21 protein-coding genes are annotated in these 22,087 nt (G+C 66.4%); 12 read left to right on the top strand and 9 right to left on the bottom strand.

Annotated features, from left to right (window positions below; genetic code table 11):
- Positions 1–14 precede the first annotated feature (14 nt).
- Both EDC31_RS01495 and EDC31_RS01490 read left to right on the top strand, forming a co-directional pair.
- On the top strand, positions 15–1,310 hold the full coding sequence (locus EDC31_RS01495) for an RsmB/NOP family class I SAM-dependent RNA methyltransferase (protein WP_042055406.1): 1,296 nt from the start codon (positions 15–17) through the stop codon (positions 1,308–1,310).
- Between the two features lie 98 nt (positions 1,311–1,408).
- The gene (locus EDC31_RS01490) at positions 1,409–3,223 is read left to right on the top strand and encodes a cation:proton antiporter (protein WP_042055404.1); all 1,815 of its coding nucleotides are present in this window, start codon (positions 1,409–1,411) and stop codon (positions 3,221–3,223) included.
- On the opposite strand, the gene EDC31_RS01485 is transcribed toward EDC31_RS01490, so the two are convergent.
- Entirely contained in the window at positions 3,220–3,726 is a 507-nt protein-coding gene (locus EDC31_RS01485) for a L,D-transpeptidase family protein (protein ID WP_081797369.1), read from the bottom strand. The genes EDC31_RS01490 and EDC31_RS01485 overlap by 4 nt on opposite strands.
- 142 nt (positions 3,727–3,868) lie before the next feature.
- Between EDC31_RS01485 and EDC31_RS01480 the strand changes: the two genes are divergently transcribed.
- The gene (locus EDC31_RS01480) at positions 3,869–4,594 is read left to right on the top strand and encodes a response regulator transcription factor (protein ID WP_042055400.1); all 726 of its coding nucleotides are present in this window, start codon (positions 3,869–3,871) and stop codon (positions 4,592–4,594) included.
- An 81-nt stretch (positions 4,595–4,675) separates the two neighbouring features.
- On the opposite strand, the gene EDC31_RS01475 is transcribed toward EDC31_RS01480, so the two are convergent.
- Positions 4,676–5,470 carry an exodeoxyribonuclease III gene (locus EDC31_RS01475; protein WP_042055398.1) on the bottom strand — a complete coding sequence of 265 codons (795 nt, stop codon included), beginning with the start codon at positions 5,468–5,470 and terminating at the stop codon, positions 4,676–4,678.
- An 84-nt stretch (positions 5,471–5,554) separates the two neighbouring features.
- Here EDC31_RS01475 and EDC31_RS01470 point away from each other — a divergent pair, with 84 nt between their 5' ends.
- The 4 genes from EDC31_RS01470 to EDC31_RS01455 all read left to right on the top strand — a co-directional run bounded on the left by EDC31_RS01470 (position 5,555) and on the right by EDC31_RS01455 (position 10,129).
- On the top strand, positions 5,555–6,562 hold the full coding sequence (locus EDC31_RS01470) for a dipeptidase (protein ID WP_042055395.1): 1,008 nt from the start codon (positions 5,555–5,557) through the stop codon (positions 6,560–6,562).
- A gap of 303 nt (positions 6,563–6,865) precedes the next feature.
- The gene (gene uvrC, locus EDC31_RS01465; RefSeq protein ID WP_042055392.1) at positions 6,866–8,770 is read left to right on the top strand and encodes an excinuclease ABC subunit UvrC; all 1,905 of its coding nucleotides are present in this window, start codon (positions 6,866–6,868) and stop codon (positions 8,768–8,770) included.
- Positions 8,771–8,840: 70 nt separating this feature from the next.
- The gene (pgsA, locus tag EDC31_RS01460; protein ID WP_042055391.1) at positions 8,841–9,458 is read left to right on the top strand and encodes a CDP-diacylglycerol--glycerol-3-phosphate 3-phosphatidyltransferase; all 618 of its coding nucleotides are present in this window, start codon (positions 8,841–8,843) and stop codon (positions 9,456–9,458) included.
- Between the two features lie 98 nt (positions 9,459–9,556).
- Positions 9,557–10,129, top strand: a complete 573-nt coding sequence (locus EDC31_RS01455; protein ID WP_042055390.1) for a hypothetical protein — start codon at positions 9,557–9,559, stop codon at positions 10,127–10,129.
- 18 nt (positions 10,130–10,147) lie between these two features.
- Here EDC31_RS01455 and lexA read toward each other — a convergent pair whose 3' ends face one another.
- Positions 10,148–10,831, bottom strand: coding sequence for a transcriptional repressor LexA (gene lexA / locus EDC31_RS01450; protein ID WP_042055389.1), 684 nt, complete (start codon positions 10,829–10,831; stop codon positions 10,148–10,150).
- Between the two features lie 262 nt (positions 10,832–11,093).
- On the opposite strand from lexA, the gene rpmG reads away from it, so the two are divergent.
- Positions 11,094–11,261: a 50S ribosomal protein L33 gene (gene rpmG / locus EDC31_RS01445; RefSeq protein ID WP_042055387.1), complete on the top strand. Its 168-nt coding sequence runs from the start codon at positions 11,094–11,096 to the stop codon at positions 11,259–11,261.
- A 58-nt stretch (positions 11,262–11,319) separates the two neighbouring features.
- Here the strand turns inward: rpmG and EDC31_RS01440 are convergent, their stop codons facing one another.
- Positions 11,320–11,649 (bottom strand): FtsB family cell division protein, encoded by a 330-nt coding sequence (locus EDC31_RS01440; protein WP_042055571.1) that lies wholly within the window; start codon positions 11,647–11,649, stop codon positions 11,320–11,322.
- 215 nt (positions 11,650–11,864) lie between these two features.
- Between EDC31_RS01440 and EDC31_RS01435 the strand changes: the two genes are divergently transcribed.
- Positions 11,865–12,713, top strand: a complete 849-nt coding sequence (locus EDC31_RS01435; RefSeq protein WP_042055569.1) for a dimethylarginine dimethylaminohydrolase family protein — start codon at positions 11,865–11,867, stop codon at positions 12,711–12,713.
- 18 nt (positions 12,714–12,731) lie between these two features.
- Here EDC31_RS01435 and eno read toward each other — a convergent pair whose 3' ends face one another.
- Positions 12,732–14,012: a phosphopyruvate hydratase gene (gene eno, locus EDC31_RS01430; RefSeq protein ID WP_042055384.1), complete on the bottom strand. Its 1,281-nt coding sequence runs from the start codon at positions 14,010–14,012 to the stop codon at positions 12,732–12,734.
- Positions 14,013–14,187: 175 nt separating this feature from the next.
- On the opposite strand from eno, the gene EDC31_RS01425 reads away from it, so the two are divergent.
- On the top strand, positions 14,188–14,676 hold the full coding sequence (locus tag EDC31_RS01425) for a DUF3429 domain-containing protein (protein WP_042055567.1): 489 nt from the start codon (positions 14,188–14,190) through the stop codon (positions 14,674–14,676).
- Between the two features lie 18 nt (positions 14,677–14,694).
- Here EDC31_RS01425 and kdsA read toward each other — a convergent pair whose 3' ends face one another.
- The 4 genes from kdsA to tpiA form a co-directional block, all read right to left on the bottom strand.
- On the bottom strand, positions 14,695–15,528 hold the full coding sequence (gene kdsA / locus EDC31_RS01420; RefSeq protein ID WP_042055382.1) for a 3-deoxy-8-phosphooctulonate synthase: 834 nt from the start codon (positions 15,526–15,528) through the stop codon (positions 14,695–14,697).
- The gene (locus EDC31_RS01415) at positions 15,525–17,156 is read right to left on the bottom strand and encodes a CTP synthase (RefSeq protein ID WP_042055379.1); all 1,632 of its coding nucleotides are present in this window, start codon (positions 17,154–17,156) and stop codon (positions 15,525–15,527) included. The genes kdsA and EDC31_RS01415 overlap by 4 nt, the downstream gene beginning before the upstream one ends.
- Positions 17,157–17,257: 101 nt before the next feature.
- Positions 17,258–17,599, bottom strand: coding sequence for a preprotein translocase subunit SecG (gene secG / locus EDC31_RS01410; protein ID WP_042055378.1), 342 nt, complete (start codon positions 17,597–17,599; stop codon positions 17,258–17,260).
- A gap of 64 nt (positions 17,600–17,663) precedes the next feature.
- A complete protein-coding gene (tpiA, locus tag EDC31_RS01405) occupies positions 17,664–18,440 on the bottom strand; it encodes a triose-phosphate isomerase (protein WP_042055376.1) in 777 nt (258 codons plus the stop codon).
- Positions 18,441–18,674: 234 nt separating this feature from the next.
- Between tpiA and EDC31_RS01400 the strand changes: the two genes are divergently transcribed.
- Positions 18,675–20,600, top strand: coding sequence for a peptidylprolyl isomerase (locus EDC31_RS01400; protein ID WP_042055374.1), 1,926 nt, complete (start codon positions 18,675–18,677; stop codon positions 20,598–20,600).
- Positions 20,600–22,072 carry an anthranilate synthase component I gene (gene trpE, locus EDC31_RS01395; protein WP_042055371.1) on the top strand — a complete coding sequence of 491 codons (1,473 nt, stop codon included), beginning with the start codon at positions 20,600–20,602 and terminating at the stop codon, positions 22,070–22,072. Before EDC31_RS01400 ends, trpE begins: the two co-directional genes overlap by 1 nt.
- Positions 22,073–22,087: the final 15 nt, after the last annotated feature.

The following is a 22,087-nucleotide window of genomic DNA, read 5'->3' as shown; positions in this document are numbered from 1 at the left end:
TTTAGGCGGGGGGCATGACTCCCGCTGCCCGCCTTGCCGCCGCCATCGACCTGCTCGTCGCCATCGAGAACGCCCCGCGCCGCCCGGCGGATGCGGCGGCCAATGCATTCTTCCGCGAACGCCGTTATATCGGCGGCGGAGACAGACGGGCGATTTCCACGCTGATCTGGGATGTGCTGCGCCGCTGGCGGCGGTTGCACTGGCATCTGCGCGATGTGCCCGGCGGCGGGTCGCCGCGCCTGCTCTGCGGGGCGTCGATGATTCTGGGCGGCGAGAGCGTCGAGGCGGTGCGGGCGCTGTTCGGCGGCGCGCGCTACGCCCCGGATGCGCTGACGGCGCGGGAGGACGCGGCTCTGGCGGGGCTGGCGGGCCATCTGCTGACCGAGGCCGCCATGCCGCGTCCGGTGCGGCTGGAATATCCGGACTGGCTCGGTCCGGCGTTGGAGGAAAGTTTCGGAGAGGGGCTCGAAGCGGAAATGGCGGCGATGGAAGCCGCCGCGCCGCTCGATCTGCGCGTCAACCTGCTCAAGGGCTCCCGCGAGGAGGCGCGCGCGGCGTTGGCGCGCGAGGGGCTGATGGCCGCGCCCACCCCGCTGTCGCCCTGGGGACTGCGGCTGGACGGGCGGCAGCCGGTGACGGCGGCGGCGTGTTTCCGTGACGGGCTGGTCGAAATTCAGGACGAGGGGAGCCAGATCGTCGTGGCCGCGCTGGGGGCGAGGCCGGGCGAGCGGGTGCTGGATTTCTGCGCCGGAGCGGGGGGCAAGACGCTGGCGATTGCGATGACGATGGAAAATCGCGGGCAGATCGCGGCGTGTGACGTCTCCGCGCCGCGTCTGGAGGGGGCGGTGAAGCGCCTGCGCCGGGCGGGGGTGCATAATGTCGAGCGGCATCTGCTGGAAGCGGGCGACAAATGGGTGAAGCGCCGGGCCGGGAGCTTCGACCGTGTGCTGGTGGATGCGCCCTGTTCCGGAACCGGGACGTGGCGGCGCAATCCCGATGCGCGCATCCGGTTGACGGAACAGGATCTCGCGGAGCTGCGCATCAAGCAGGCGGAGATCCTGGATCGCGCCGCCGGGCTGGTGAAGCCGGGCGGTCGGCTGGTCTATGCGACCTGTTCCGTGCTGGAGGCGGAGAATGGTGCGCAGGTCGCCGCGTTCCTGGAGCGGCGGCCGGATTTCGCGGCCGAGGCCGCCGGGGCCGAGGCGGTGCCGGAATGTCAACGGGACCACGCGCGTATCGCGCTGACTCCCCTGCGCCACGGGACGGACGGGTTCTTCGCCGCGATCTTGCGCCGGAGCGACCGACCTTGAAATCTCGTTTCGGCATTGGGAGGCGCGACTCGGAGCGTCTATGCTCAATTCCGTGACACGCTCACTCCGTTCATCATAGCAGGACACAGCCTGAACAGATGGCCTTCGACATCCTGATCGGCATTCTCTCGACCCTGGGCGCGGGCATCGCCGCGCAATGGGTGGCATGGCGCTTCCGCCTGCCGGCCATCGTGCTGCTGTTCGCGCTCGGGCTGATCCTGGGGCCGGGGCTGAACATCCTGCATCCTTCCGCGTCGCTGGGCTGGCTCTTCCGGCCCGTGGTGTCGCTGGTGGTGGCGATCGTGGTGTTCGAGGGCGGGTTGCTGCTGGATTTCCGGCAGTTGCGCGAGGCGGGCGAGGGAGTCGTGCGGCTGACCCTGCTGGCGCTGCCGATCAACTGGGCGCTCGGCACGCTGGCGGCGCATTATGTGGCGCATCTGGAATGGGGCGTGGCGGCGCTGTTCGGCGCGATCATCACCGTGACCGGGCCGACCGTCGTGCTGCCGCTGCTGCGTCACAACAAGTTGAAGCCGCGCGTGGCCGCCTTCCTGCGCTGGGAGGCGATCATCAACGATCCGATCGGCGCGATTCTCGCGGCGGTGGTTTTGCAGTTCGTCACCGTGCGCGCGGCGGAGGGGCCGGGGACGCTGGTGACGGAGATCCTGCCGGACATGGTGTCCTCGACGGTGGTGTCCGTCGCCGCCGGAATCCTGCCAGCTTACTGCGTCAACCAGCTCTTCCGGCGCGACCTGATGCCGGAAAGCCTCAAGACGCCGCTGCTCCTGACGCTGGCGCTGGTGATTTTCAGCCTGTGCAATCTCACCATGGAGGGCGCCGGGCTCGTCGGGGCGACCGTCTTCGGCATGGCGCTGACCAATCTGCATGTGCCCGGCCTGTCCGAATTGCGGCGGATGAAGGAATCGCTGGTCGTCCTGTTCGTTTCGGTGCTGTTCATCCTGCTGACGGCGGATCTGCACCGGGGCGTGCTGGCCCGTCTGTCCTTTCCCATTCTGGGGCTGACGGTGCTGGTGCTCTGCGTGGTGCGGCCGCTGGCGATCTTCTTTTCCACGCTGGGGACGAAGCTGACCTGGCAGGAGCGGGTCTTCGTCGGCTGGATCGCGCCGCGCGGCATCGTGGCGGCGGCTGTCGCCGGCGCGGCGGGGCTCAGGTTGGCGGATGCGGGGTTCGCGAGTTCCGACCTCATCATGCCGGCGGTGTTCTGTGTGATTGCCGTTACCATGATCGTGCATGGATTCTCGTTGCGTCCTCTCGCGCGGCGGCTGGGACTGACGCTCTCGAATGAACCCGCCCTGGCGATCATCGGGGCGAATCCCTGGTCCGTCGAACTGGCGGCCTGTCTGCATCGCGAGGGGGTGCCGGTGCTTCTGGTGGACAACCGCTCCAGCGCGCTGATGGCCGCCGCGCGGCGCGGGCTGCCGCTGCTGCGGGCCGAACTGCTGTCACAATACGGCGAGGAGGCACTGGAGGAGCGTCCGGTCGATTACCTGATCGCGGCCACGCCGGACGGGATCTATAACGGGCTGGTCTGCGCGCATATGGCGCCCCATTTCGGCCGGGAGCGCGTCTTCCAGATCAGCCCCGGCGTGGCGCGGCTGGATCTCTATCACGGCGTCTCGCGGGACGCGCGCGGAAAGGTGATGGGCGAGCCGTCATGGAATTACGGGCTGCTAGATTCGCTCGTCGAGAAAGGGTGGCGCTGCGTGGCGCGGCCGGCGACCGAATCGGACGGAGCCGATTTCGGCAAGATCGCGAACCGGCTCGATCTGCTGTCGATTCGACGCGGGGTCGCGATCTTCATCCGCTCCGCCGAGGACGAGACCTCCGTGACGCCGCAGCCGGGCGATCTGCTCGTTTCGATGGTCGCGCCGGAGGCGGCCGTCGCGGCTGCCTAGAACGCGCGCGCGTCGATCGCCGTCACGCCGGCTTCGATCAGGGCGCGCCAGTGCGGCGGTTCGACGGCGATACAGCCTTCGGTGACGCCGGACGCGGTGGGCAGATGAAGGAAGATCGCCGAGCCGCGTCCGGGCCGGGGCGGATCGTCGTTCCAGCCCAGCACGGCGATGAGGTCATAGGCGTGATCGTCGCGCCAGAGGGTTTCGTGCCGCCCCGGATGGGGCAGGGTGATGAAACGGTTGTAGTCGGGATGACCGGGGTCGTCGCACCAGCCGTCGGCGCGGGACAGCGGCTCGCAGGGCAGCGTCGTGCGGGGACGGGCGACGCGGTCGGCCCGGTAGAAGATCCGGCGGAGCGGCAGCAGGGCAGCGGGCGTGGCGTGATCGCCCTCGCTCTTGTCGCCGCGCAGCCCGGCCGCGCCGAGCATTGCCGGGCAGTTCCCGCCATGCCAATGCAGGAGGGCGCGGCTGCGCTCGACAGGGGTCAGAACGGCGTGTGACATGATGGATCAATTCCCGAGGATCGCGCATTTGTGACTCGTTGGTTTAGAGTTTAATATTCACCGGATGGTATCGATCCCCGCAATCCGCTATGTGCGACAAACCTGTGGTGACGCGGGTTGCAAATCAAAAGAAGAGTAATCCATGGCTGGTCCGCGCCCCGTCCTGATTGTCGATGACGATGATACGCTTCGGCGTCTCCTGGCGGAGCAGCTACAGATTGAAGGGGAGTTCGAGCCGGTCGAGGCGGTTTCCGTCGTCGACGCGCGCGCCAAGCTCTCCGGTCCCGGGCCGCGCGTGGATGCGATCCTGCTCGATGTGACGTTGCCTGACGGCGACGGGCGTGATTTCTGCGTCGAACTGCGGCGGCAGGGGGTCAGGCTCCCGATCGTGATCCTGACGGGCTCGGATGACGAGGCCGACGTGGTGCGCGGGCTGGATGCCGGGGCGAACGATTATGTCGCGAAGCCGTTTCGCATCGCCGAATTGCTGGCGCGTCTGCGTGCGCAGTTGCGGATTTTCGAGAACAGCGAGGATGCGGTCTTCACCATCGGGCCCTATCTGTTCCGTCCCTCCTCCAAGCTGTTGCAGGAGCCGGCGCGCAATCGCCGCATCCGGCTGACGGAAAAAGAGGCGGCGATCCTGAAATATCTCTATCGCGCCGGGCATCGGCCCGTGCCGCGTCAGGTGCTGTTGAACGAGGTGTGGGGCTACAACGCCGCCGTCACCACGCATACGCTGGAGACGCATATCTATCGTCTGCGGCAGAAGATCGAGCCCGATCCGACCAATGCGCGGATGCTGCTGACCGAAGGGGGCGGGTATCGACTCGATCCCGAAGGGGCGCACCCGCCTGCCGATCAGGCGTGAGGCCAGAGGCTACCGAGTCTTCAGAAGTTGCGTGTGATCGGGTGAAACGCCCGATCACGTGAAGGCGCCCGCGAGGCGCCCCTAAAAGGCGAGATCGGCGATGACCGGGACGTGGTCGGACGGCCCGTCCCAGTCGCGGGCGTCCTTCAGCACGCGCATACTCCGAAAGGCGGGCACGAGGTCGGGCGTCATCCAGATATGGTCGAGGCGGCGTCCGCGATCGGAGGCGCGCCAGTCGCGGTTGCGGTAGGACCACCACGTATAGAGCTTCTCGTCCGGCGGGACGGCGCGCCGCATGACATCGACGAAGCCGGTTTTCATCCAGGCGTTCAGCCGCTCGACCTCGGGCGGGGTGTGGCTGACGACGTTCAGGAGCTGCCTGTGGCTCCAGACGTCCTGCTCCAGCGGCGCGATGTTGAGATCCCCCACCAGAATGCTCCGCGCGGGCGGGGTGGCGGTGAACCAGCGCGTGGCTTCGTCGAGGAAATCGAGCTTATGGGCGAATTTGTCGTTCAGCTCGCGGTCGGGGATGTCGCCGCCCGCCGGGACGTAGAAATCATGCAGGGTGACGGGACCGTCCGGAAGGGTGAAAACCACGCCGATATGGCGGCAGTCCTTGCGCGCGCACCAGTCCGGAAAATCGGCCAGAGGGGTGAAGGGCAGGCGCGAGAGGATCGCGACGCCGTTATACCCCTTCATCCCGGCGAAATGGACGTGCGGGAAGCCCAGTTTCCGCACGGCGTCCAGCGGAAAGAGCGGGTCGGGCACCTTCGTTTCCTGAAGGCACACGACATCGGGATGTTCCTCATCCACGAGTCGTGCGAGGAGCGGGAGACGCAGGCGGAGCGAATTGATGTTCCAGGTGAGCAGGCGCATGGGGGTATTGGATCGGCGACAATGAAAGAGAAGGCAAGCCCGGGCTTGCCGAATCGACGCCGACGCGCCATCTGCGGAGGGACGATGACCGACATATCTCCCGCCTCCCTGCACGACTCACTTCTGACCCTCGATACGCATATCGACATCCCGTGGCCCGACAGGGGCGATTTCCGCTCCGGCGCGGCGGACCGGCAGGTCGATCTGCCCAAGCTGCGCCGTGGCGGGCTCAAGGCCGTGTGTCTGGCGGCCTATATTCCCCAAGGCCGGCGCACCGCGGCGGGGCACGATCAGGCCTGGGAGCGGGTTCAGGCCATGCTGGGTGTCATCGGCGGCCTGGAAGGCGACTCGGTGCGCGTCTGCGGCACGGCGGCGCGGACGCGCGAGGCTGTGGCAGCGGGGCATGTGGCGATCCTGCCGGCGATCGAGAACGGTTATGCCGTGGGCGAGGACCCGGCGCGGGTGCGCTCCCTGCATGCGCTGGGCGCGCGCTACATGACGCTCACCCATAACGGCCACAACGCGCTCGCGGATGCGGCCATTCCGCGCGCCGATCTGGACGATCCGCAGGAGCTGCATGGCGGTCTTTCGGCGCTGGGGCGGCAGGTCATCGCGGAAATGAACGCCTGCGGCATGCTGGTGGACGTGTCCCACACCTCGCGCAAGACGATGCTTCAGGCGGTCGAACTGTCGCGTGCGCCGGTCGTGGCGTCTCATTCCTGCGCGCGGGCGCTGTGCGATCATCCGCGCAATCTCGATGACGCTCAGTTGGACTGTCTCGCGGAGAGCGGGGGAGTGGTGCAGGTCACGGCGATGTCCAGCTTCCTCAAGCCGTCCGCTCGGGGCGTTGCGACGGTGGACGATCTTGCGGCGCATGTCGCGTATATCGCGCGTCGCATCGGCGTGGCTCATGTCGGCATCTCCTCGGATTTCGATGGCGGCGGGCGGATCGAGGGTTGGGGGGATGCGGCGGAGACGCCGAACGTGACGTCCGCGCTCCAGCGGCAGGGCTTTTCCGCCGAGGAGATCGCCGCGATCTGGGGCGGTAATTTCCTGCGTCTGCTGGAAAAGGTGGAGCGGGAGGCCGCGTAAACGGGACGTGGACGTGTCGCTGGAAGAAAATTGTCCACTCCGCCGCCGGGCCGGCATTGACTCCCAGTCTTTACAAGGTTTTGGCCGACGCGCGCCGGATCACAAAGATTGGCAATTCATTAATTTTAATAATTTCAATGGGTTGCTTGTTTTGCCTAAAATTTGGGCAAAACGAGGCAAACTGAGGCATGTCGGGCTTTTCATGGATCTGTCATCTCTTCTCCCACAGAGTTATCCACATGTTCGGTGGATGACTGGGAGAGGCGCGAGGAACGGAATGGAGGCCCGAACGGTGAGGCCGGAATGAGCGACGGAACGGAGGTCGAGGCGGAGCCGGCGGCGGCCGATCTGCGCGGGGTCGAGGCGATCCGCGAGGCGCTCCGGACGATGCCGCTATCGCCCGGGGTGTACCGGATGCTCGGCGCCAGGGGCGAGGTGCTCTACGTCGGCAAGGCGCGGAGCCTGAGAAAGCGCGTCACCGCCTATACGCGCCCGCAGCAACTGCCGGAGCGGCTGCGGCTGATGGTGGCGAACACCTCCGCCATGGAGATCGTGACGACGCGGACGGAAGCCGAGGCGCTGCTCCTGGAAGCGAATTTCATCAAGCGGATGAAGCCGCGCTTCAACATCCTGCTGCGTGACGACAAGACCTTCCCCTGGCTGATGCTGACGGAGAACCATCCCTTCCCGCAGATCACCAAGCAACGCGGCCAGCCGGTGAAGGGCGCCACCTATTGGGGGCCCTTCGCCTCCGCATGGTCGGTCAACCAGACGCTCAACCTGATCGAGCGGGCCTTCCTTCTGCGGTCGTGTAACGACTCCGTATTCAACAACCGGACGCGCCCCTGTCTCCTGCATCAGATCAAGCGGTGCTGCGCGCCATGTGTGGGGCGCATCCCGGAGGCGGAATATGCCGGGCTGGTCGAACAGGCGAAACTGTTCCTTTCGGGCCGGAACAGCGACTTGCAGCGCGCCTTGGCCGAGGAGATGGAGCGCGCGTCCGAGGCGCTGGAATTCGAGCGGGCGGCGGTGATCCGCGACCGGATTCGCGGTTTCTCCGGTCTTCAGGAGTCGGGGGTGGTCAATCCCGCCTCGGTCGAGGACGCGGATGTTCTGGCGGTCTGGGCTGAGGCGGGGCAGGTCTGCATTCAGGTCTTCTTTGTCCGTGGCGGGCGGAATAACGGCAATCGGCCGTTCTTTCCGGCGCAGGTGCAGGGCGAGGAGCCCGTGGAGGTGCTGGCCGCCTTTCTCCTGCAATTCTACGACGACAAGCCGCCGCCCCCGCTGGTGCTGGTGAATGAGGAGGTGCCGGAGCAGGCGCTGATCGAGGAGGCGTTGAGCCTCAAGCGGGGCCGGAAGGTCGAGATCCTGCGGCCGCGGCGCGGGGAGAAGCGGCAGGTGATCGACCATGCGGCGCTCAATGCGCGTGAGGCGCTGGAGCGGCGTCTGGCGGAGAGCGCCGGGCAGAGGAAGCTTCTGGAGGGCGTGGCGGCGCTGTTCGATCTGTCGGCGCCGCCGGAGCGGATCGAGGTGTACGACAACTCGCACATCATGGGGACGAACGCCTATGGCGTGATGATCGTCGCCGGGCCGGAGGGCTTCATCAAGCGGGCCTATCGGAAATACGGCATCAGGGGCGATATCGCGCCGGGCGACGATTTCGCGATGATGCGTGAGGTGATGGAGCGGCGCTTCGGCAAGGGGGCCCAGAAGGACATGCGTGAGGAGACGCGCGAGGATTGGCCGGACCTGCTGCTGATCGACGGCGGGGCGGGGCAGTTCGGCGCGGTGCGGGGGGTGCTGGACGAACTCGGCGTGACGGATGTGGCGCTCGTAGCCATCGCCAAGGGGCCGGATCGCGACGCGGGGCGGGAGTGGCTGCACATCGAAGGGCGCGCGCCCTTTCAGCTTCCGCCGCGCGATCCGGTTCTGTACTACCTCCAGCGCCTGCGGGACGAGGCGCATCGCTTCGCGATCACCACGCATCGCGCGGGACGCTCCAAGGGACTGAGACGGTCGGAGCTGGACGAGATTCCGGGGGTGGGGCCGTCGCGGAAGCGGGCGCTTCTCAATCATTTCGGATCTGCGCGGGGCGTGCGGGACGCGGGCATGCAGGAGCTGGAAGCCGTCGCCGGGATCAGCTCGGAGACCGCCCGGCTGATTTACGGGCATTTCCATCCCGAATGGGTGCGTGACACGGAAAGTTAATGCATTCCCACGTGTGGAAACGGGCGTTCGGAGGTATGTTCCTTTCTTTCAACTGCGGTAGGCTGGCGCCATGTTGACGGATTTGCCGAATGTCCTGACCCTGTTACGCATCGCCTCGATTCCCGTGCTCGTTGCCTTGGTAGCGATGCGCGCGCCGATGAGCGATCTGCTGGCCTGTCTCGTCTATATCGCCGCCTGCATCACGGATTATCTCGACGGGATGCTCGCGCGGCGCTGGAAGCAGAACTCCGATCTCGGCCGTATGATGGACCCGATCGCCGACAAGCTGCTGGTGGGCTCCCTGTTGCTGACCCTGGCGGGGTATGGACGGCTGCCCTACGGGGCGCTCTTCGCCGCGATCATCATTCTCCTGCGCGAAATTCTCGTCAGCGGGTTGCGGGAATACATGGCCACGCAGCGCGCCAATCTGCCGTCCACCCGGCTGGCCAAATGGAAGACGGCGATCCAGATGGTGGCGATCGGCTTCCTTCTGGCGGGCGATTCGACCGGAGCGCTGCTGGGGTTGACGAAGGTTCCGGTCGCGTTGATCGGCGCGGTGCTTCTCTGGATCTCGGTGGGGCCGACGGTCATCAGCGGCTGGGGGTATCTGATGGCGGGACTCGCGCGCATGACCGGGCGCGGCGGGTCGGTGGCCGGCGCATCCGCCGCCCCCGGCCGGATGCGCTGAAACGGAAGGAAAAACCGTTACGAATGGCGGGCCGCGCCTCTGGCGTTGTGGCCGTGCTGCCGATAGATTGGCGCCCAGATGAAAATCTGGAGCGATGAATGCGGAAGACCGCCCTGTTGGCGCTGACGATCCTGTTGAGCGGATGTTCGGGGCTGGGGAAAATCGTCAGTGACACGGTGAGTTTGCCGGGCGAGAATCCGAACGCTCCCAAAGGTGATTCCGAAACGTTTCGCAAGGTAAGAGGGGAAAACTCCCAGATCCTGCCGCTGCTCGCCGAGCCCGGGAATATCTGGCCGGGCGCGCCGCCGCCGATGCCGAGCCTTCGCGACGTGATGAAAGGGACATTGGAGGAGAGCGCGCAGGGGTCGTCCGACTATTATCAGGCCCTGAGCGGTCATGGCGCGACCGGCGCCGGGGAACCTCTGCCGGAAGGGAGCGCGCTGTCCGTCGGGGAAACGGCGCGGATTCATCACGGTGTCGAGGTGCCGCGCGTCGCGCCTGCTCCTTCGTCGTCCACCGATGCGCCCGTCCCCGGTGTCTCAGTGTCGGGCCGGGCGCCTCGTGCCGGTGGGGACAAAGCGGATATCGTCATTCCCAACGGAGACGGCACCAGCACCGTGATCGGGACTGACGGCTCCGTCTCGACCCGGCAGGACGGAACGAAGCCGTAGAGCATCCCTCGACGCTACCTACTCGTAGCGGCGGTACAGCCCGGCGAGTGTGCCCTGGATACGGACCCGGTCGGCCGGAACGATGCGCGTCTCATAGGTGACGTTGGCGGGTTCGAGGGCGACAGCGTTGCCGCGGCGGCGCAGGCGCTTGAGGGTGACTTCCCCGTCATCGATGAGCGCGACGACGATCTGGCCGTTTTCCGCCACATCGCCACGTCGGATGATGACGGTGTCGCCGTCCAGGATGCCCGCCTCGATCATCGAATCGCCCGCGACTTCCAGCGCATAGTAATCGCCCGAGCCGAGCAGGCTGGCGGGCATGTCGATCTGCGCGTTGTAATCGCGCAGCGCCTCGATTGGCAGTCCGGCGGCGATGCGGCCGTAAAGCGGCAGGGCGACGACGGCGTGGTCGTTATCGGCGGTGATACTGGTCACGCGGGTGGAGAAATCGCCCCTGATGACGTTCGGCGCGAAGGGCGTCGACTCTATGTGGGGCAGGCGGATGACTTCCAGCGCCCGGGCGCGATGATGATGGCGGCGGAGGAATCCCCGCTCTTCAAGCGCGGAAATCAGCCGGTGGATGCCGGATTTGGAACGCAGTTCCAGCGCGTCCTTCATTTCGTCGAAGGAAGGGGAAAACCCGGTACGGCGCAGATGCTCGTCGATGAACAGCAAGAGCTGGTGTTGCTTGCGCGTCAGCATGGGGCCTCCTGCGGCGAGTGCGAGTCGGCCGCCATGACGGGACCGCTTTGTTCTTCATAAGTTCATGTTTCGGTCCGGGCAAGGGAATTTCAAGCGGGTTTGTGCAGTTTTATGATCGCGGGGGCGACGGAAAGACTTGACCTGAGGGGCCGGGATGAGCATTTTGCGCCCCTAGTTTCGCGAGAACGCTGCCGTTCCTGTCGCGCAGCCTTGTTTCAGTTCTGTCGCGCGCAGCGACCATTATGCAGCTTTTGAGGGTGTTATGGCCAAGACCAACGTGATCCAGATTCGTCTCGTTTCGACGGCGGATACCGGATATTTCTACGTCACGAAGAAGAATGCGCGCTCGGCCACGGGCAAGATGGAAGTGCGCAAATACGATCCGGTCGTCCGCAAGCATGTTCCCTTCCGCGAGGCGAAGATCAAGTAAAGGGCAGCGTTCGTCGGTGCTTGAATGAAAGGCGGCCTCCGGGCCGCTTTTTTATTGCCTACCAGAGCTTGTCGTTCGGCGCGTAGGGAATCACGATGTCGCCCTCGCGGGCGAGGTTGAGCATGGCGCGGGACCGTTCGTCGAGCATGTCCGCATCCAGCGCCCGCTCGTCCAGGCTGATGATGCGCTGTTTCCAGACGCCCTGTTCGGCATTGGCGTCGCGCTGGGCCTGAAGCGCGTCCTCGCGCAGCTTGAGCTGCTGATGATAGGCGCGCATGCCGTGCGCGCCCTGCAGGGCGTTCCAGCCGAAATAGGCGGTGAGACCCAGAAAGAGCGCCGGGGGCAGGATCGCACGGACGGCGCGCCTGATGAAGCGGGTGACGGACACGGTGCGGGCATTCCCCGAAAGACGGTGCTCGTCCGTATCAAGCCCTGTTTGAACCGGGAAGGCAAGCATTCATCCTCGGGCGGCGCCGCTCATTGTGAAATTTCCGAGACCCTGGATGAAGCGAGGCCATGGATTTGGTCCCGGCCGCCATTTATCTGATAGCCTCCGGCCTGTCGCTTCCGGCGCAGAATAAGATTTTTGAAACGGAACTCCGCATGACTCCACATTTTCTTCTGGTTGATCCCAGTCATTACGTCGTCTCATATGCCATCAATCCGTGGATGGAGCCGGGGGTCTGGTCGGCCGATGCCGCAGGCAATCGCGAACGGGCCTGGGCGGGATTCGAGGCGCTGGCGAGCGGGCTGGCGCGCGCCGGAGCGAAAGTGACGATCGAGCCGGGGCGTCCCGGCGTGCCGGACATGGTGTTTACCGCCAATGCGGGCATCGTCTTCGACGGGCGCGTGCTGCCTGCGCGGTTCCTGTTCGACGAGCGCAAGGACGAGGAGCCGTTCTTCCGCGCCATCTTCGAGCGACTGGTCGGTGAAGGCGTGCTGCGGGAGATCGTCGATCTGCCGGAGGGGATGCATCAGGAAGGGGCGGGCGACTGCCTGTGGGACCGCACGCGCCGTCTCGCCTGGGTGGGGTTCGGGCAGCGTTCGGACGAAGCGAGCGTGCGGGTGATCGCCGAGACCTTCGGCATCGATGTCGAGCCGCTGCGCCTGGCAACGCCCCGCTTCTATCATCTGGACACCTGTTTCCACGTGTTGCCGCGTGGCGAGGTGCTCTTCTACCCTCCCGCTTTCGCGCCGGAAACGGTAGCGCGGATCGAGGCCATCGTTCCGCCCGACAAACGGATCGTCGCGACGGAGCGGGATGCGCGGCATTTCAGCGTCAATGCGATCGCGTTCGAGGATCAGGTCGTCATGGCGCATCCGCCGCAGGAACTGGCGGCGCGGCTGTCCGAGCGCGGCTATCATGTGACCGGCGTGCCGCTGGAACCGTTCATTCTCTCCGGCGGCGGGGCGTATTGCATGACCTTGCGGCTGGACAATACGACCCGCTGAACAGAACGGCGGATGCCCTTACGCGCCGGGAAGGATGGAGCGGCCCGCGTATTTCGCCGCGGTGGCCAGTTCGTTCTCGATGCGGAGGAGCTGGTTGTATTTCGCCGTGCGGTCGGCGCGAGACAGCGAGCCGGTCTTGATCTGGCCGCAATTCGTGGCGACCGCGAGATCGGCGATGGTCGCGTCCTCGGTTTCGCCCGAACGGTGGCTCATGACGCAGCGATAGCCCGCGCGATGGGCGGTCTCGACCGCTTCCAGCGTCTCGGTCAGCGTGCCGATCTGGTTGACCTTCACCAGCAGCGCGTTGCCGACGCCGTGTTCGATGCCGCGACGCAGGCGCGCGGGGTTGGTGACGAAGATATCGTCGCCCACGAGCTGGACCTTCTTGCCGAGGGCGCGGGTGAGTTCGGCCCAGCCGTCCCAGTCGTCCTCCGCCAGCCCGTCCTCGATCGACACGATCGGGTAACGGGCGCAGAGATCGGAGAGATACTGGATCATGCCGGCGGAATCGAAATCCTTGCCTTCGCCGGACATGACGTAACGGCCATGCTTGAAGAATTCCGTCGAGGCGCAGTCCAGCGCGAAGGTCACGTCCTCGCCGGGGCGGTAGCCCGCGCCCTCGACCGATCGGGTGATGAAGCCGAGCGCCTCGTCGGCGGATTTCAGGTTCGGGGCGAAGCCGCCTTCGTCACCGACATTGGTGTTATGACCCGCGTCGTGCAGGTCCTTCTTCAACCGCGCGAAGATTTCCGACCCCATGCGGATCGCGTCCATCTCGGTGGGCGCGCCGACCGGCTGGATCATGAATTCCTGGATGTCGATGGGGTTGTCCGCATGCTGGCCGCCATTGACGATATTCATCATCGGCACGGGCAGGACATGGGCGAAGACGCCGCCGACATAGCGGTAGAGCGGCAGTTCCAGCTCGTCGGCCGACGCCTTGGCGATGGCGAGGGAGACCGCGAGGATGGAGTTCGCGCCGAGGCGGCTCTTGTTGGGCGTACCGTCGAGATCGATCATCGCATTGTCGATGGCGATCTGGTCCGAGGATTCCGCCCCCTGAAGCGTCTCGAGGATCTCGCCCTCGGCGAAGGCGGCGGCTTTCAGCACGCCCTTGCCATTATAGCGTGACTTGTCGCCGTCGCGCAGCTCCACGGCTTCATGCGCTCCGGTGGAGGCGCCTGACGGGACGGCGGCGCGGCCCTTGGCGCCGGAGGCGAGTTCGACCTCGACCTCGACTGTCGGGTTGCCGCGGCTATCGAGGATTTCCCTTGCGACGATGTCGATGATGGCGCTCATTCTAGCCCTCTCCTGACGTGTGGTCTCATTCTGGCCCTGTTCGGGTGACAAGCGGGACAGCTCTGCCTGATTCGACAGGCGGAGTGATTTCCGTATCAGCGCCACAAGGCGTCGGGGCGTCGGTTCTGTCAACCGGCGCGCTGCTGGAATTCCGTTGTATCAGGATCATGAGCTCGTGAAAAAACTTCCGTTTCTGGCCTTTCTGCTGGGGCTTGCCAGCCTCGTGCCGTTCTTCGTGCTGGCGTCGGCGATTCTGTTTTTCGGCACGCTGGGGCCGGTGCCGCGCCTCGCTCTCGCTTTGCTCAGCTATGGGGCCGTGGCGCTGGCCTTCAGCGGCGCCGTGCATTGGGGGATGGCGCTCGAAACGCCGGGACTGGTGCCGGCGGCGGGGATCGCGGCATGGGACCGGCCGCGCCTGTTTCTCGGCGTGCTGGCAGCGCTCTGGGCGTGGGGGGCGCTGTTTTGCGGGTTGGCCTGGGGCGTTCCGAGCGGAATCGGCTTGCTGATCCTCGGATTTATCGTCGTGCTGTTGTGCGAACGGCGCGCATGGCGGGCGGGGGCGATCCCGCAGGGCTACATGTTGGTTCGGCTGATCGTGACCATCGGCGCCGTGCTGTGCCTGGCCACAGGGCTCGGGGCGGGGGAGGTTCCGCTTTCCGTTTAGGGAGGGTCCGGCGGGAGTTCAGCTCTTGGCCAGATCGTCGAACGCCTTCAGTCGGTGCAGCAGGGCGGGCATCTGTTGCAGCGGCACCATGGTCGGGCCGTCGCTCGGCGCGGCGTCCGGATTCTCGTGCGTTTCGATGAACAGCGCGGCCACGCCGATCGCCAGCGCCGCGCGGGCGAGGGGAGCGACGAATTCCCGCTGGCCGCCGGATGCGCCGCCGAGGCCCCCCGGCTGCTGCACCGAATGGGTGGCGTCATACACCACCGGATAGCCCGTGGCGGCCATGACGGGCAGGCCGCGCATGTCGTTCACCAGCGTGTTGTAGCCGAAGCTGGTGCCGCGTTCGCAGAGCATGATCCGCTCATTGCCGGTGGATGCGATTTTCGCGGCGACATTGGCCATGTCCCACGGGGCGAGGAACTGCCCCTTCTTGACGTTGATCGCGGCCCCGGTCTCGCCCGCCGCCAGAAGCAGATCGGTCTGGCGGCTGAGGAAGGCCGGGATTTGCAGGACGTCCACCGCCTCGGCGGCGGGGCGGCACTGTTCGGGCGCATGGACATCCGTCAGGACCGGGCAGCCGAACCGTTCGCGCACGCGGGCGAGGATGTCGAGTCCCCTGGACATGCCGACGCCGCGCCTGCCGGACAGCGAGGTGCGGTTCGCCTTGTCGTAGGAGCTTTTGTAGATCAGCCCGATATCGAGCCCGGCGCAGAGTTCCGCCAGGGCGGCGGCGATGTCCATGGCATGGCCCTCGGACTCGATCTGGCAGGGGCCGGCGATCAGCGTGAAGGGCCGGTCGTTGCCGATGGTGAGATCGCCGATGCGGAAGGTTTTCGGGGGTGTGTCGGTCATACGAGTCGGGCCTTGCGCACGGCGGCGTCGATGAAGCTCGCGAAGAGCGGATGTGGGTCGAAAGGTTTCGACAGATATTCCGGATGATACTGGACGGCGACGAACCAGGGATGGTCCGGATATTCCACCACTTCCGGCAGGATGTTGTCCGGCGACATGCCGGAGAAGCGCAGTCCGGTGGCTTCCAGACGGTCGCGATAATGGACGTTCACCTCATAGCGATGGCGATGACGTTCGCGCACATTCGTCGTGCCGTAGATGGCGGCCGCGCGGGTTCCATCGCCGAGGGTGGCCGGATAGGCGCCGAGGCGCATCGTGCCGCCCATTTCGCCGTTCTCGCGGCGGCGGAGCAACTCGTTGCCGCGCGCCCATTCCGTCATGAGGCCGACCACCGGTTCCTCCGTCGGGCCGAATTCGGTGGAGGAGGCCTTGCTGATCCCGGCGAGATTGCGGGCGCATTCGATGACGGCCATCTGCATGCCGAAGCAGATGCCGAAGAACGGAATATCATGCTCGCGGGCGAAGCGGACGGCCTCGATCTTGCCCTCGGACCCGCGCTCGCCGAAGCCGCCGGGCACGAGGATGCCGTGGACGTCGGCAAGCTGATGGATCGCGGTCTCGGATTTCTCGAAAATCTCCGATTCGACCCAGTCGATCCTGACCTTCACCCTGTTGGCGATGCCGCCGTGCAGCAGCGCCTCGATCAGGGATTTGTAGCTGTCCAGCAGGGCCGTGTATTTGCCGACCACCGCGATACGGACTTCGCCCTCCGGGTTGCGGATCGCTTCGACGATGTGCTCCCATTTGGACAGATCCGGCGCGTCCTCCGTGGGCAGGTTGAAGTAGCGCAGGACTTCCCGGTCCATCCCCTCCTTGTGATAGGAGATCGGGCAGGCGTAGATCGTGTCTATGTCCAGCGCCGCGATGACGGCTTCCTGCCGGACGTTGCAGAAGCTGGCGATCTTGCGGCGCTCGTTCTCCGGGATCGGGCGGTCGCAGCGGCAGAGCAGCATCTGCGGCTGGATGCCGACATTCTGCAATTCCTTGACCGAATGCTGCGTCGGCTTGGTCTTCAGCTCGCCCGCCGCCGGAATATAGGGCAGCAGCGTGAGATGGACGCACATCGTCCGGTCATGGCCGAGATCGTTGCGCAACTGGCGGATGGATTCGAGGAAGGGCAGGCTCTCGATGTCGCCGACCGTGCCGCCGATTTCGACGAGGACGAAATCGTACCTGTCCGTATCGACGATCACGGCTTCCTTGATGGCGTCGGTGATGTGGGGAATGACCTGGACCGTCGCGCCGAGATAGTCGCCCCGGCGCTCGCGGGCGATGACGTCCGAATAGATCCGACCCGTCGTGGCATTGTCGGTCTTGCGGGCATGGACGCCGGTGAAACGCTCGTAATGGCCGAGATCGAGGTCGGTTTCCGCGCCGTCATCGGTCACGAAGACCTCGCCGTGCTGATACGGGCTCATCGTGCCCGGATCGACGTTCAGATAGGGGTCCAGCTTGCGCATGCGGACTGTATAGCCGCGCGCCTGAAGGAGGGAGGCCAGCGCCGCCGAGGCGATGCCTTTGCCGAGTGAGGAGACCACACCGCCGGTGATGAATACGAACCGCGTCATGGACCGCCCTTCTACACAGGATGGCTTGGGCAGGGGAAGGGCGATTCTGTGACGCGGGAAAATCCTCCCGCGTCAGTCGGCCGAGTCAGCCGGACGAGACCTCAGTGAGCGGGTGAGGCGGGCGGCGGAGGCGTGGTCGTTTTTGCCGGAGCCGGAGCCGTCGTCCCGGGCGCGGGGGGCTGGGCGAGGATGTCATGCCCGTCAGTGCCGGTGGATGCGCCGCGATTGAGAACGGCGAGCAGCAGGCACAGCAGCATGAACACCGCGGCCAGCACCGAGGTCGTGCGGGTGAGCAATGTGGCGGTGCCGCGCCCGGTCATGAAGGAGCCCATGCCCTGGCTGGAGCCGATGCCGAATCCGCCGCCCTCGCTGCGCTGGACCAGCACGACGGCGATCAGGGCGATGGTGACGAACAGGTTGAGGATCAGCAGGACGGTGGTCATGGACTTCTTCGTTCATAAGCGGGCGGGTGACGGAAACATGCGGAGCGTGCCCGGCGCGCCTCCTTCAGGACGGCGATCCGGCGGCGCCGGCCGCGATGCCGAGGAAGGAGTCGGCGCTCAGGCTCGCACCCCCGACCAGTACGCCGTTCACCGTTCCGATCGACAGGATGGAGGCGGCGTCACGGGCCGTGACCGAACCGCCATAAAGGATTTGCGGCAGATTGTCATCCGTGCCGAGATGAGCCGCAAGCGCCTGGCGAATATGGGCTGTCGTCGATTCGATATCCTCGCGCGAGGCGGTGCGCCCCGTGCCGATGGCCCAGACGGGTTCGTAGGCGATCACGCCGCCCGCCGAGTCCGCCCCGAATCCCGCGGGAACCGCCCCGGCGATCTGCGCGCTCAACCGCAGGAAGGCGTCGCCCGCGTCGCGTTCCTCCGCCGTTTCGCCGATGCAGATGATCGGTGTCAGCCCGCAGGCGAGGGCGGCTTCCGCCTTGGCGCGAATCTGCGCGTCCGTCTCGAAATGGTCGCGGCGGCGTTCCGAATGGCCGAGAATGACATAGTGGACGCCCAGATCGGCGAGCATCGGCGCGGCGACATCGCCCGTATAGGCGCCTTTGGGTTCGGCCCGGCAATCCTGCGCCCCGAGACGCACGACGCTGCCTTCGATCATCCGTCCCACACGGTCGAGCAGCGTGAAGGGCGGGCAGATCACGAGTGCGACAGAAGGCGGCAGCGCGGCGGCTCCGTCGAGGATCTCCCCGATCAGCGTCGCGGCGCTGGCGGAGGTGCCGTTCATTTTCCAGTTGCCGACGATGAGGCTGGAGGCGGTGTGTGTCATGATCGACGTGGAGACTCCATTCTGGCCGAAGGCCGGGCAGGTTCGCTTGAGGAATGAGAATGCACACGGACTCTCATGGTTCAAGTCCTCGCGGCGCTCACGTCTTTCGCGGGCGTTCACGTCTGCGCGCCGGGCGGCGTTTTGGCGGAAGTCGGGTTCTGGCCAAGCGGCGCGCGGCTATCTATGGTGCGCGGCTTGCATCTTGCCTGACTCACCTTCCGGAATACAGACTTCATGATTACCGCCCTGCGTCGCGTCTTTGTCGATTCCTGGCTCGGCCGCGCCATCGCGCTGATATTTTTCGCCGCCTTCGTGGTCTGGGGCATGGGCGGGATCGCCACGAACATGGGCGGATCATCGACGGCGGTGGTGAAGATCGGGCCGCGCAGCATCACGCCCGAAGCGCTGGAGCGCGCGCTCAGCAGCCAGTTGCCACAGATCGCCCGCCAGATGGGCGTGAGCGATCCGTCCCAGTTGCCGCAGTCCGAGCGGGCGCAGGTGGCGCGCGAGGTGCTCCAGCGCATGATCACGCAGCAGGAGCTGCTGGTGCAGGCGACGCGCAACGGGATGAATGCGCCCGATTCGCTGGTGCGGCGGGACGTGTTCGACATGCCGTATTTCAAGGGCAAGGACGGGCGGTTCGACCGGGCGGTCTTCAACCAGCGCATCGCCCAGATCGGCATGAACGAGGCCGCGTTTCTCGACATGGTGCGGGAAGACATCGTCGTGCGCGGTCTGGGCGGGGGATTGGGGGATGCGGCGACGGCGCCGGAGGCGCTGGTGCGGCGGATCGTCGATTTCAACGCCCGGCGCACGGTGCTGGACCTCGTGGCCGTGGACGCCGCGAAGATGCCTGCCCCTCCCGCGCCGGACGAGGCGGAACTGCATCGGTATTATGACAACCACCCGTGGGAGTTCAGCACGCCGGAATTCCGCCATGCGAAGATGGTCGTGCTGACGGCCGACACGGTCGCCCGGCAATTCGAGGTGTCGGACGCCGATCTCAAGCGCCTCTACGACTTCCAGTCCCAGCGGTTTCATGCGCCGGAGACGCGCCATCTCGAAGTGCTGACGTTTCAGGATCAGGCGGCGGCCGCGCGCGCGGCGACGGCCTGGAAGGCCGGGGCGAGCTGGGAGGCGATGCGGACGCAGTTTCCCGATGCGGCGGCGGTGGACATGCCCGACACGCGCAAGGCCGACCTGCCCAGCCCGGAACTCGCCGCGGCCAGCTTCGCAGCGCCGCAGGGCGACATTCAGGGGCCGGTGAAGAGCGAGACGGGGTGGGTGATCTTCCGCGTCATCGACATCAAGGCCCCGCATGACACCAGCTTCGCGGATGCGCGCGAGGATCTGCGAAAGGAAATCGCCAAGGCGCAGGCGCCGCAACTGTTGCCCGCGCGCGTGCAGCAGTTGCAGGACGCCGTCGCGGGGAGCACGGATCTGGAACGTATTCCCGCCAACGTCGGCGCGGCGCCGGCTTCCGGCTTCCTCAATGCCCAGGGGCTGACCAAGGACGGCGAGCCCGCGCCGATTCCGGGCGATGCGGATCTGCGCAAGCAGATCGTCGCGCGTATCTTCGCGCAGGGGACGAAGGACCATCCCACCGTCGTCGAGGGGCCGAAGGGAAGCGCCTTCGCCGTTCTGGTGGACGTGATCGAACCGGGACACGTGAAGCCGTTCGACACGGTGCGCGCGGAAGTGGAGGCGAACTGGACGGCGGACGCGCGGCGTCATGCGGCGGATCGGCGCGCGGCGGCCCTGCTGGTCAAGGCGCGGGCCGGAACCGGCGTGGCGGCGGCGGTCGCGGAGACGCCGGAGGCGGCGGATCTGAAAAAGGACATCGCCTTCTCCCGCGCCCAGCCGCCTCAGTTGCCGCGCGTCGTGGCGATGCGCGCCTTCGAGACGCCGGTCGGGAAGAGCTTCATGGTCAATGACGGCGACCTTTATTTCGTCGCCACCGTGACGGGGCTGCGCGATCCGGACACGGCGCTGGCGAAGGAAATAGAGGGCCGTGTCGAGACGCAGATGACCGACACGCTGCGAGAGGACGTGTCCATGGCCTATGTCCGGCAATTGGAGGATCGCCTCAAGCCGCAGCCCAACATGGCGCTGCTGCGGAAGGTGATCGATTCCACGGGCGTCGCGGCGGGCGGGCATTGATGGACGATGTGCTGCATGTGGTCGAGGCCGCCGATCTTCTGACGCCGGTCGGGGCCTATATCCGCCTCTCCGCGATGGCGGCGGCCGAGAGCGGTGGCCGGGCTCCTTCGCTCCTGCTGGAAAGTGTGGAGGGCGGCGCGACGCGCGGGCGGTATTCCGTCATCGCGCTCCTGCCCGATCTCGTCTGGATCTGTCGCGACGGCGCGGCGGCGATCGACCGCGCGCCGGGAACGGCGGAGTCGCGTTTCGTGGCGGAGACGGCGCCGCCGCTCGAGTCCCTGCGCCGGGTGCATCGGGAGAGCCAGATGGCGTTGCCGCCCGGTTTGCCGCCGATGATCGCGGGGCTGTTCGGCTATCTCGGCTATGACATGGTGCGGCAGATGGAGCATCTGCCGGATGCGCCGCCCGATGACGCCGGATTGCCGGACGGGGTGATGGTGCGACCGCGCCTCTTCGCCGTGTTCGATTCGGTGCGCGACGAACTGGTGCTGGCCGTGCCGCTGCGGCGCGGCGGTGCGGCGGATCAGGCGGAGGCCGCAAGGCTGATCGAGACGGCGCGCGCGGCGTTGCGCGAACCCGTCAGGGAGCCGCGCATCGAGCTGGAGCCAGGTTTCGCTCTGGGCGAGCCGGTCTCCAATTTCGCGCCGGGCGCGTTCGAGGCGGCGGTGCGGCGGGCGCAGGACTATATCGCGGCGGGCGACGCCTTCCAGATCGTGCCGAGCCAGCGATTCCGCGTGGCGTTTCCGTTGCCGCCGCTTGCGCTGTATCGCGCCCTGCGCCGGATCAATCCGGCGCCGTTCCTTTTCTTGATCGAACTGGATGGTTTCGCTCTGGTCGGCTCCTCGCCGGAAATCCTCGTGCGTCTGCGCGACGGAGTGGTGACGGTGCGTCCGCTGGCGGGGACTCGCCCGCGCGGGGAAACCGACGAGGAGGACCGGATTCTGGAGGCGGAACTTCTGGCCGACGCCAAGGAGCGGGCCGAGCATCTCATGCTGATCGATCTGGGGCGCAACGATGTGGGCCGCGTCGCGGAACTCGGTTCCGTCACCGTGCCCGCGCGCTTCGTGATCGAGCGCTACAGCCATGTCATGCATATTTCATCGACGGTGGAGGGGCGTATCCGTTCGGACGCCGATGCGGTGGACGCGCTGGCGGCGGCCTTTCCGGCGGGGACGCTGAGCGGCGCGCCGAAGATTCGCGCCATGGAGATCATCGACGAGCTGGAGCCGACGCGGCGCGGTCCTTATGCCGGGTGTGTCGGGTATTTCACGGCGAATGGCGAGATGGACACCTGCATCGGGCTGCGCATGGCGGTGCTGCGCGACGGGGAGATGTACGTGCAGGCGGGGTGCGGCGTCGTGGCGGACAGCGTGCCCGCGCTGGAGGAGGCCGAGACCCGTCACAAGGCGCGGGCGCTGTTCCGGGCCGCCGAGATGGCGGTGGCGGGAGCGGTCGAAGCCGGGGCGGCATAAATGCGCCCCTTGTGT

Origin of the sequence: Acidomonas methanolica, from assembly GCF_004346035.1 — a bacterium.
GTDB lineage: Bacteria > Pseudomonadota > Alphaproteobacteria > Acetobacterales > Acetobacteraceae > Acidomonas > Acidomonas methanolica.
Note: the sequence above shows the minus strand (reverse complement) of the source record. Positions and strands in the feature narration are given on the sequence as shown.

Coding starts and splice junctions, on each gene's coding strand:
- EDC31_RS01495 (WP_042055406.1), top strand. CDS start 15: ATGACTCCCGCTGCCCGCCTTGCCGCCGCCATCGACCTGCTCGTCGCC.
- EDC31_RS01490 (WP_042055404.1), top strand. CDS start 1,409: ATGGCCTTCGACATCCTGATCGGCATTCTCTCGACCCTGGGCGCGGGC.
- EDC31_RS01485 (WP_081797369.1), bottom strand. CDS start 3,726: ATGTCACACGCCGTTCTGACCCCTGTCGAGCGCAGCCGCGCCCTCCTG.
- EDC31_RS01480 (WP_042055400.1), top strand. CDS start 3,869: ATGGCTGGTCCGCGCCCCGTCCTGATTGTCGATGACGATGATACGCTT.
- EDC31_RS01475 (WP_042055398.1), bottom strand. CDS start 5,470: ATGCGCCTGCTCACCTGGAACATCAATTCGCTCCGCCTGCGTCTCCCG.
- EDC31_RS01470 (WP_042055395.1), top strand. CDS start 5,555: ATGACCGACATATCTCCCGCCTCCCTGCACGACTCACTTCTGACCCTC.
- uvrC (WP_042055392.1), top strand. CDS start 6,866: ATGAGCGACGGAACGGAGGTCGAGGCGGAGCCGGCGGCGGCCGATCTG.
- pgsA (WP_042055391.1), top strand. CDS start 8,841: ATGTTGACGGATTTGCCGAATGTCCTGACCCTGTTACGCATCGCCTCG.
- EDC31_RS01455 (WP_042055390.1), top strand. CDS start 9,557: ATGCGGAAGACCGCCCTGTTGGCGCTGACGATCCTGTTGAGCGGATGT.
- lexA (WP_042055389.1), bottom strand. CDS start 10,831: ATGCTGACGCGCAAGCAACACCAGCTCTTGCTGTTCATCGACGAGCAT.
- rpmG (WP_042055387.1), top strand. CDS start 11,094: ATGGCCAAGACCAACGTGATCCAGATTCGTCTCGTTTCGACGGCGGAT.
- EDC31_RS01435 (WP_042055569.1), top strand. CDS start 11,865: ATGACTCCACATTTTCTTCTGGTTGATCCCAGTCATTACGTCGTCTCA.
- eno (WP_042055384.1), bottom strand. CDS start 14,012: ATGAGCGCCATCATCGACATCGTCGCAAGGGAAATCCTCGATAGCCGC.
- kdsA (WP_042055382.1), bottom strand. CDS start 15,528: ATGACCGACACACCCCCGAAAACCTTCCGCATCGGCGATCTCACCATC.
- EDC31_RS01415 (WP_042055379.1), bottom strand. CDS start 17,156: ATGACGCGGTTCGTATTCATCACCGGCGGTGTGGTCTCCTCACTCGGC.
- secG (WP_042055378.1), bottom strand. CDS start 17,599: ATGACCACCGTCCTGCTGATCCTCAACCTGTTCGTCACCATCGCCCTG.
- tpiA (WP_042055376.1), bottom strand. CDS start 18,440: ATGACACACACCGCCTCCAGCCTCATCGTCGGCAACTGGAAAATGAAC.
- EDC31_RS01400 (WP_042055374.1), top strand. CDS start 18,675: ATGATTACCGCCCTGCGTCGCGTCTTTGTCGATTCCTGGCTCGGCCGC.
- trpE (WP_042055371.1), top strand. CDS start 20,600: ATGGACGATGTGCTGCATGTGGTCGAGGCCGCCGATCTTCTGACGCCG.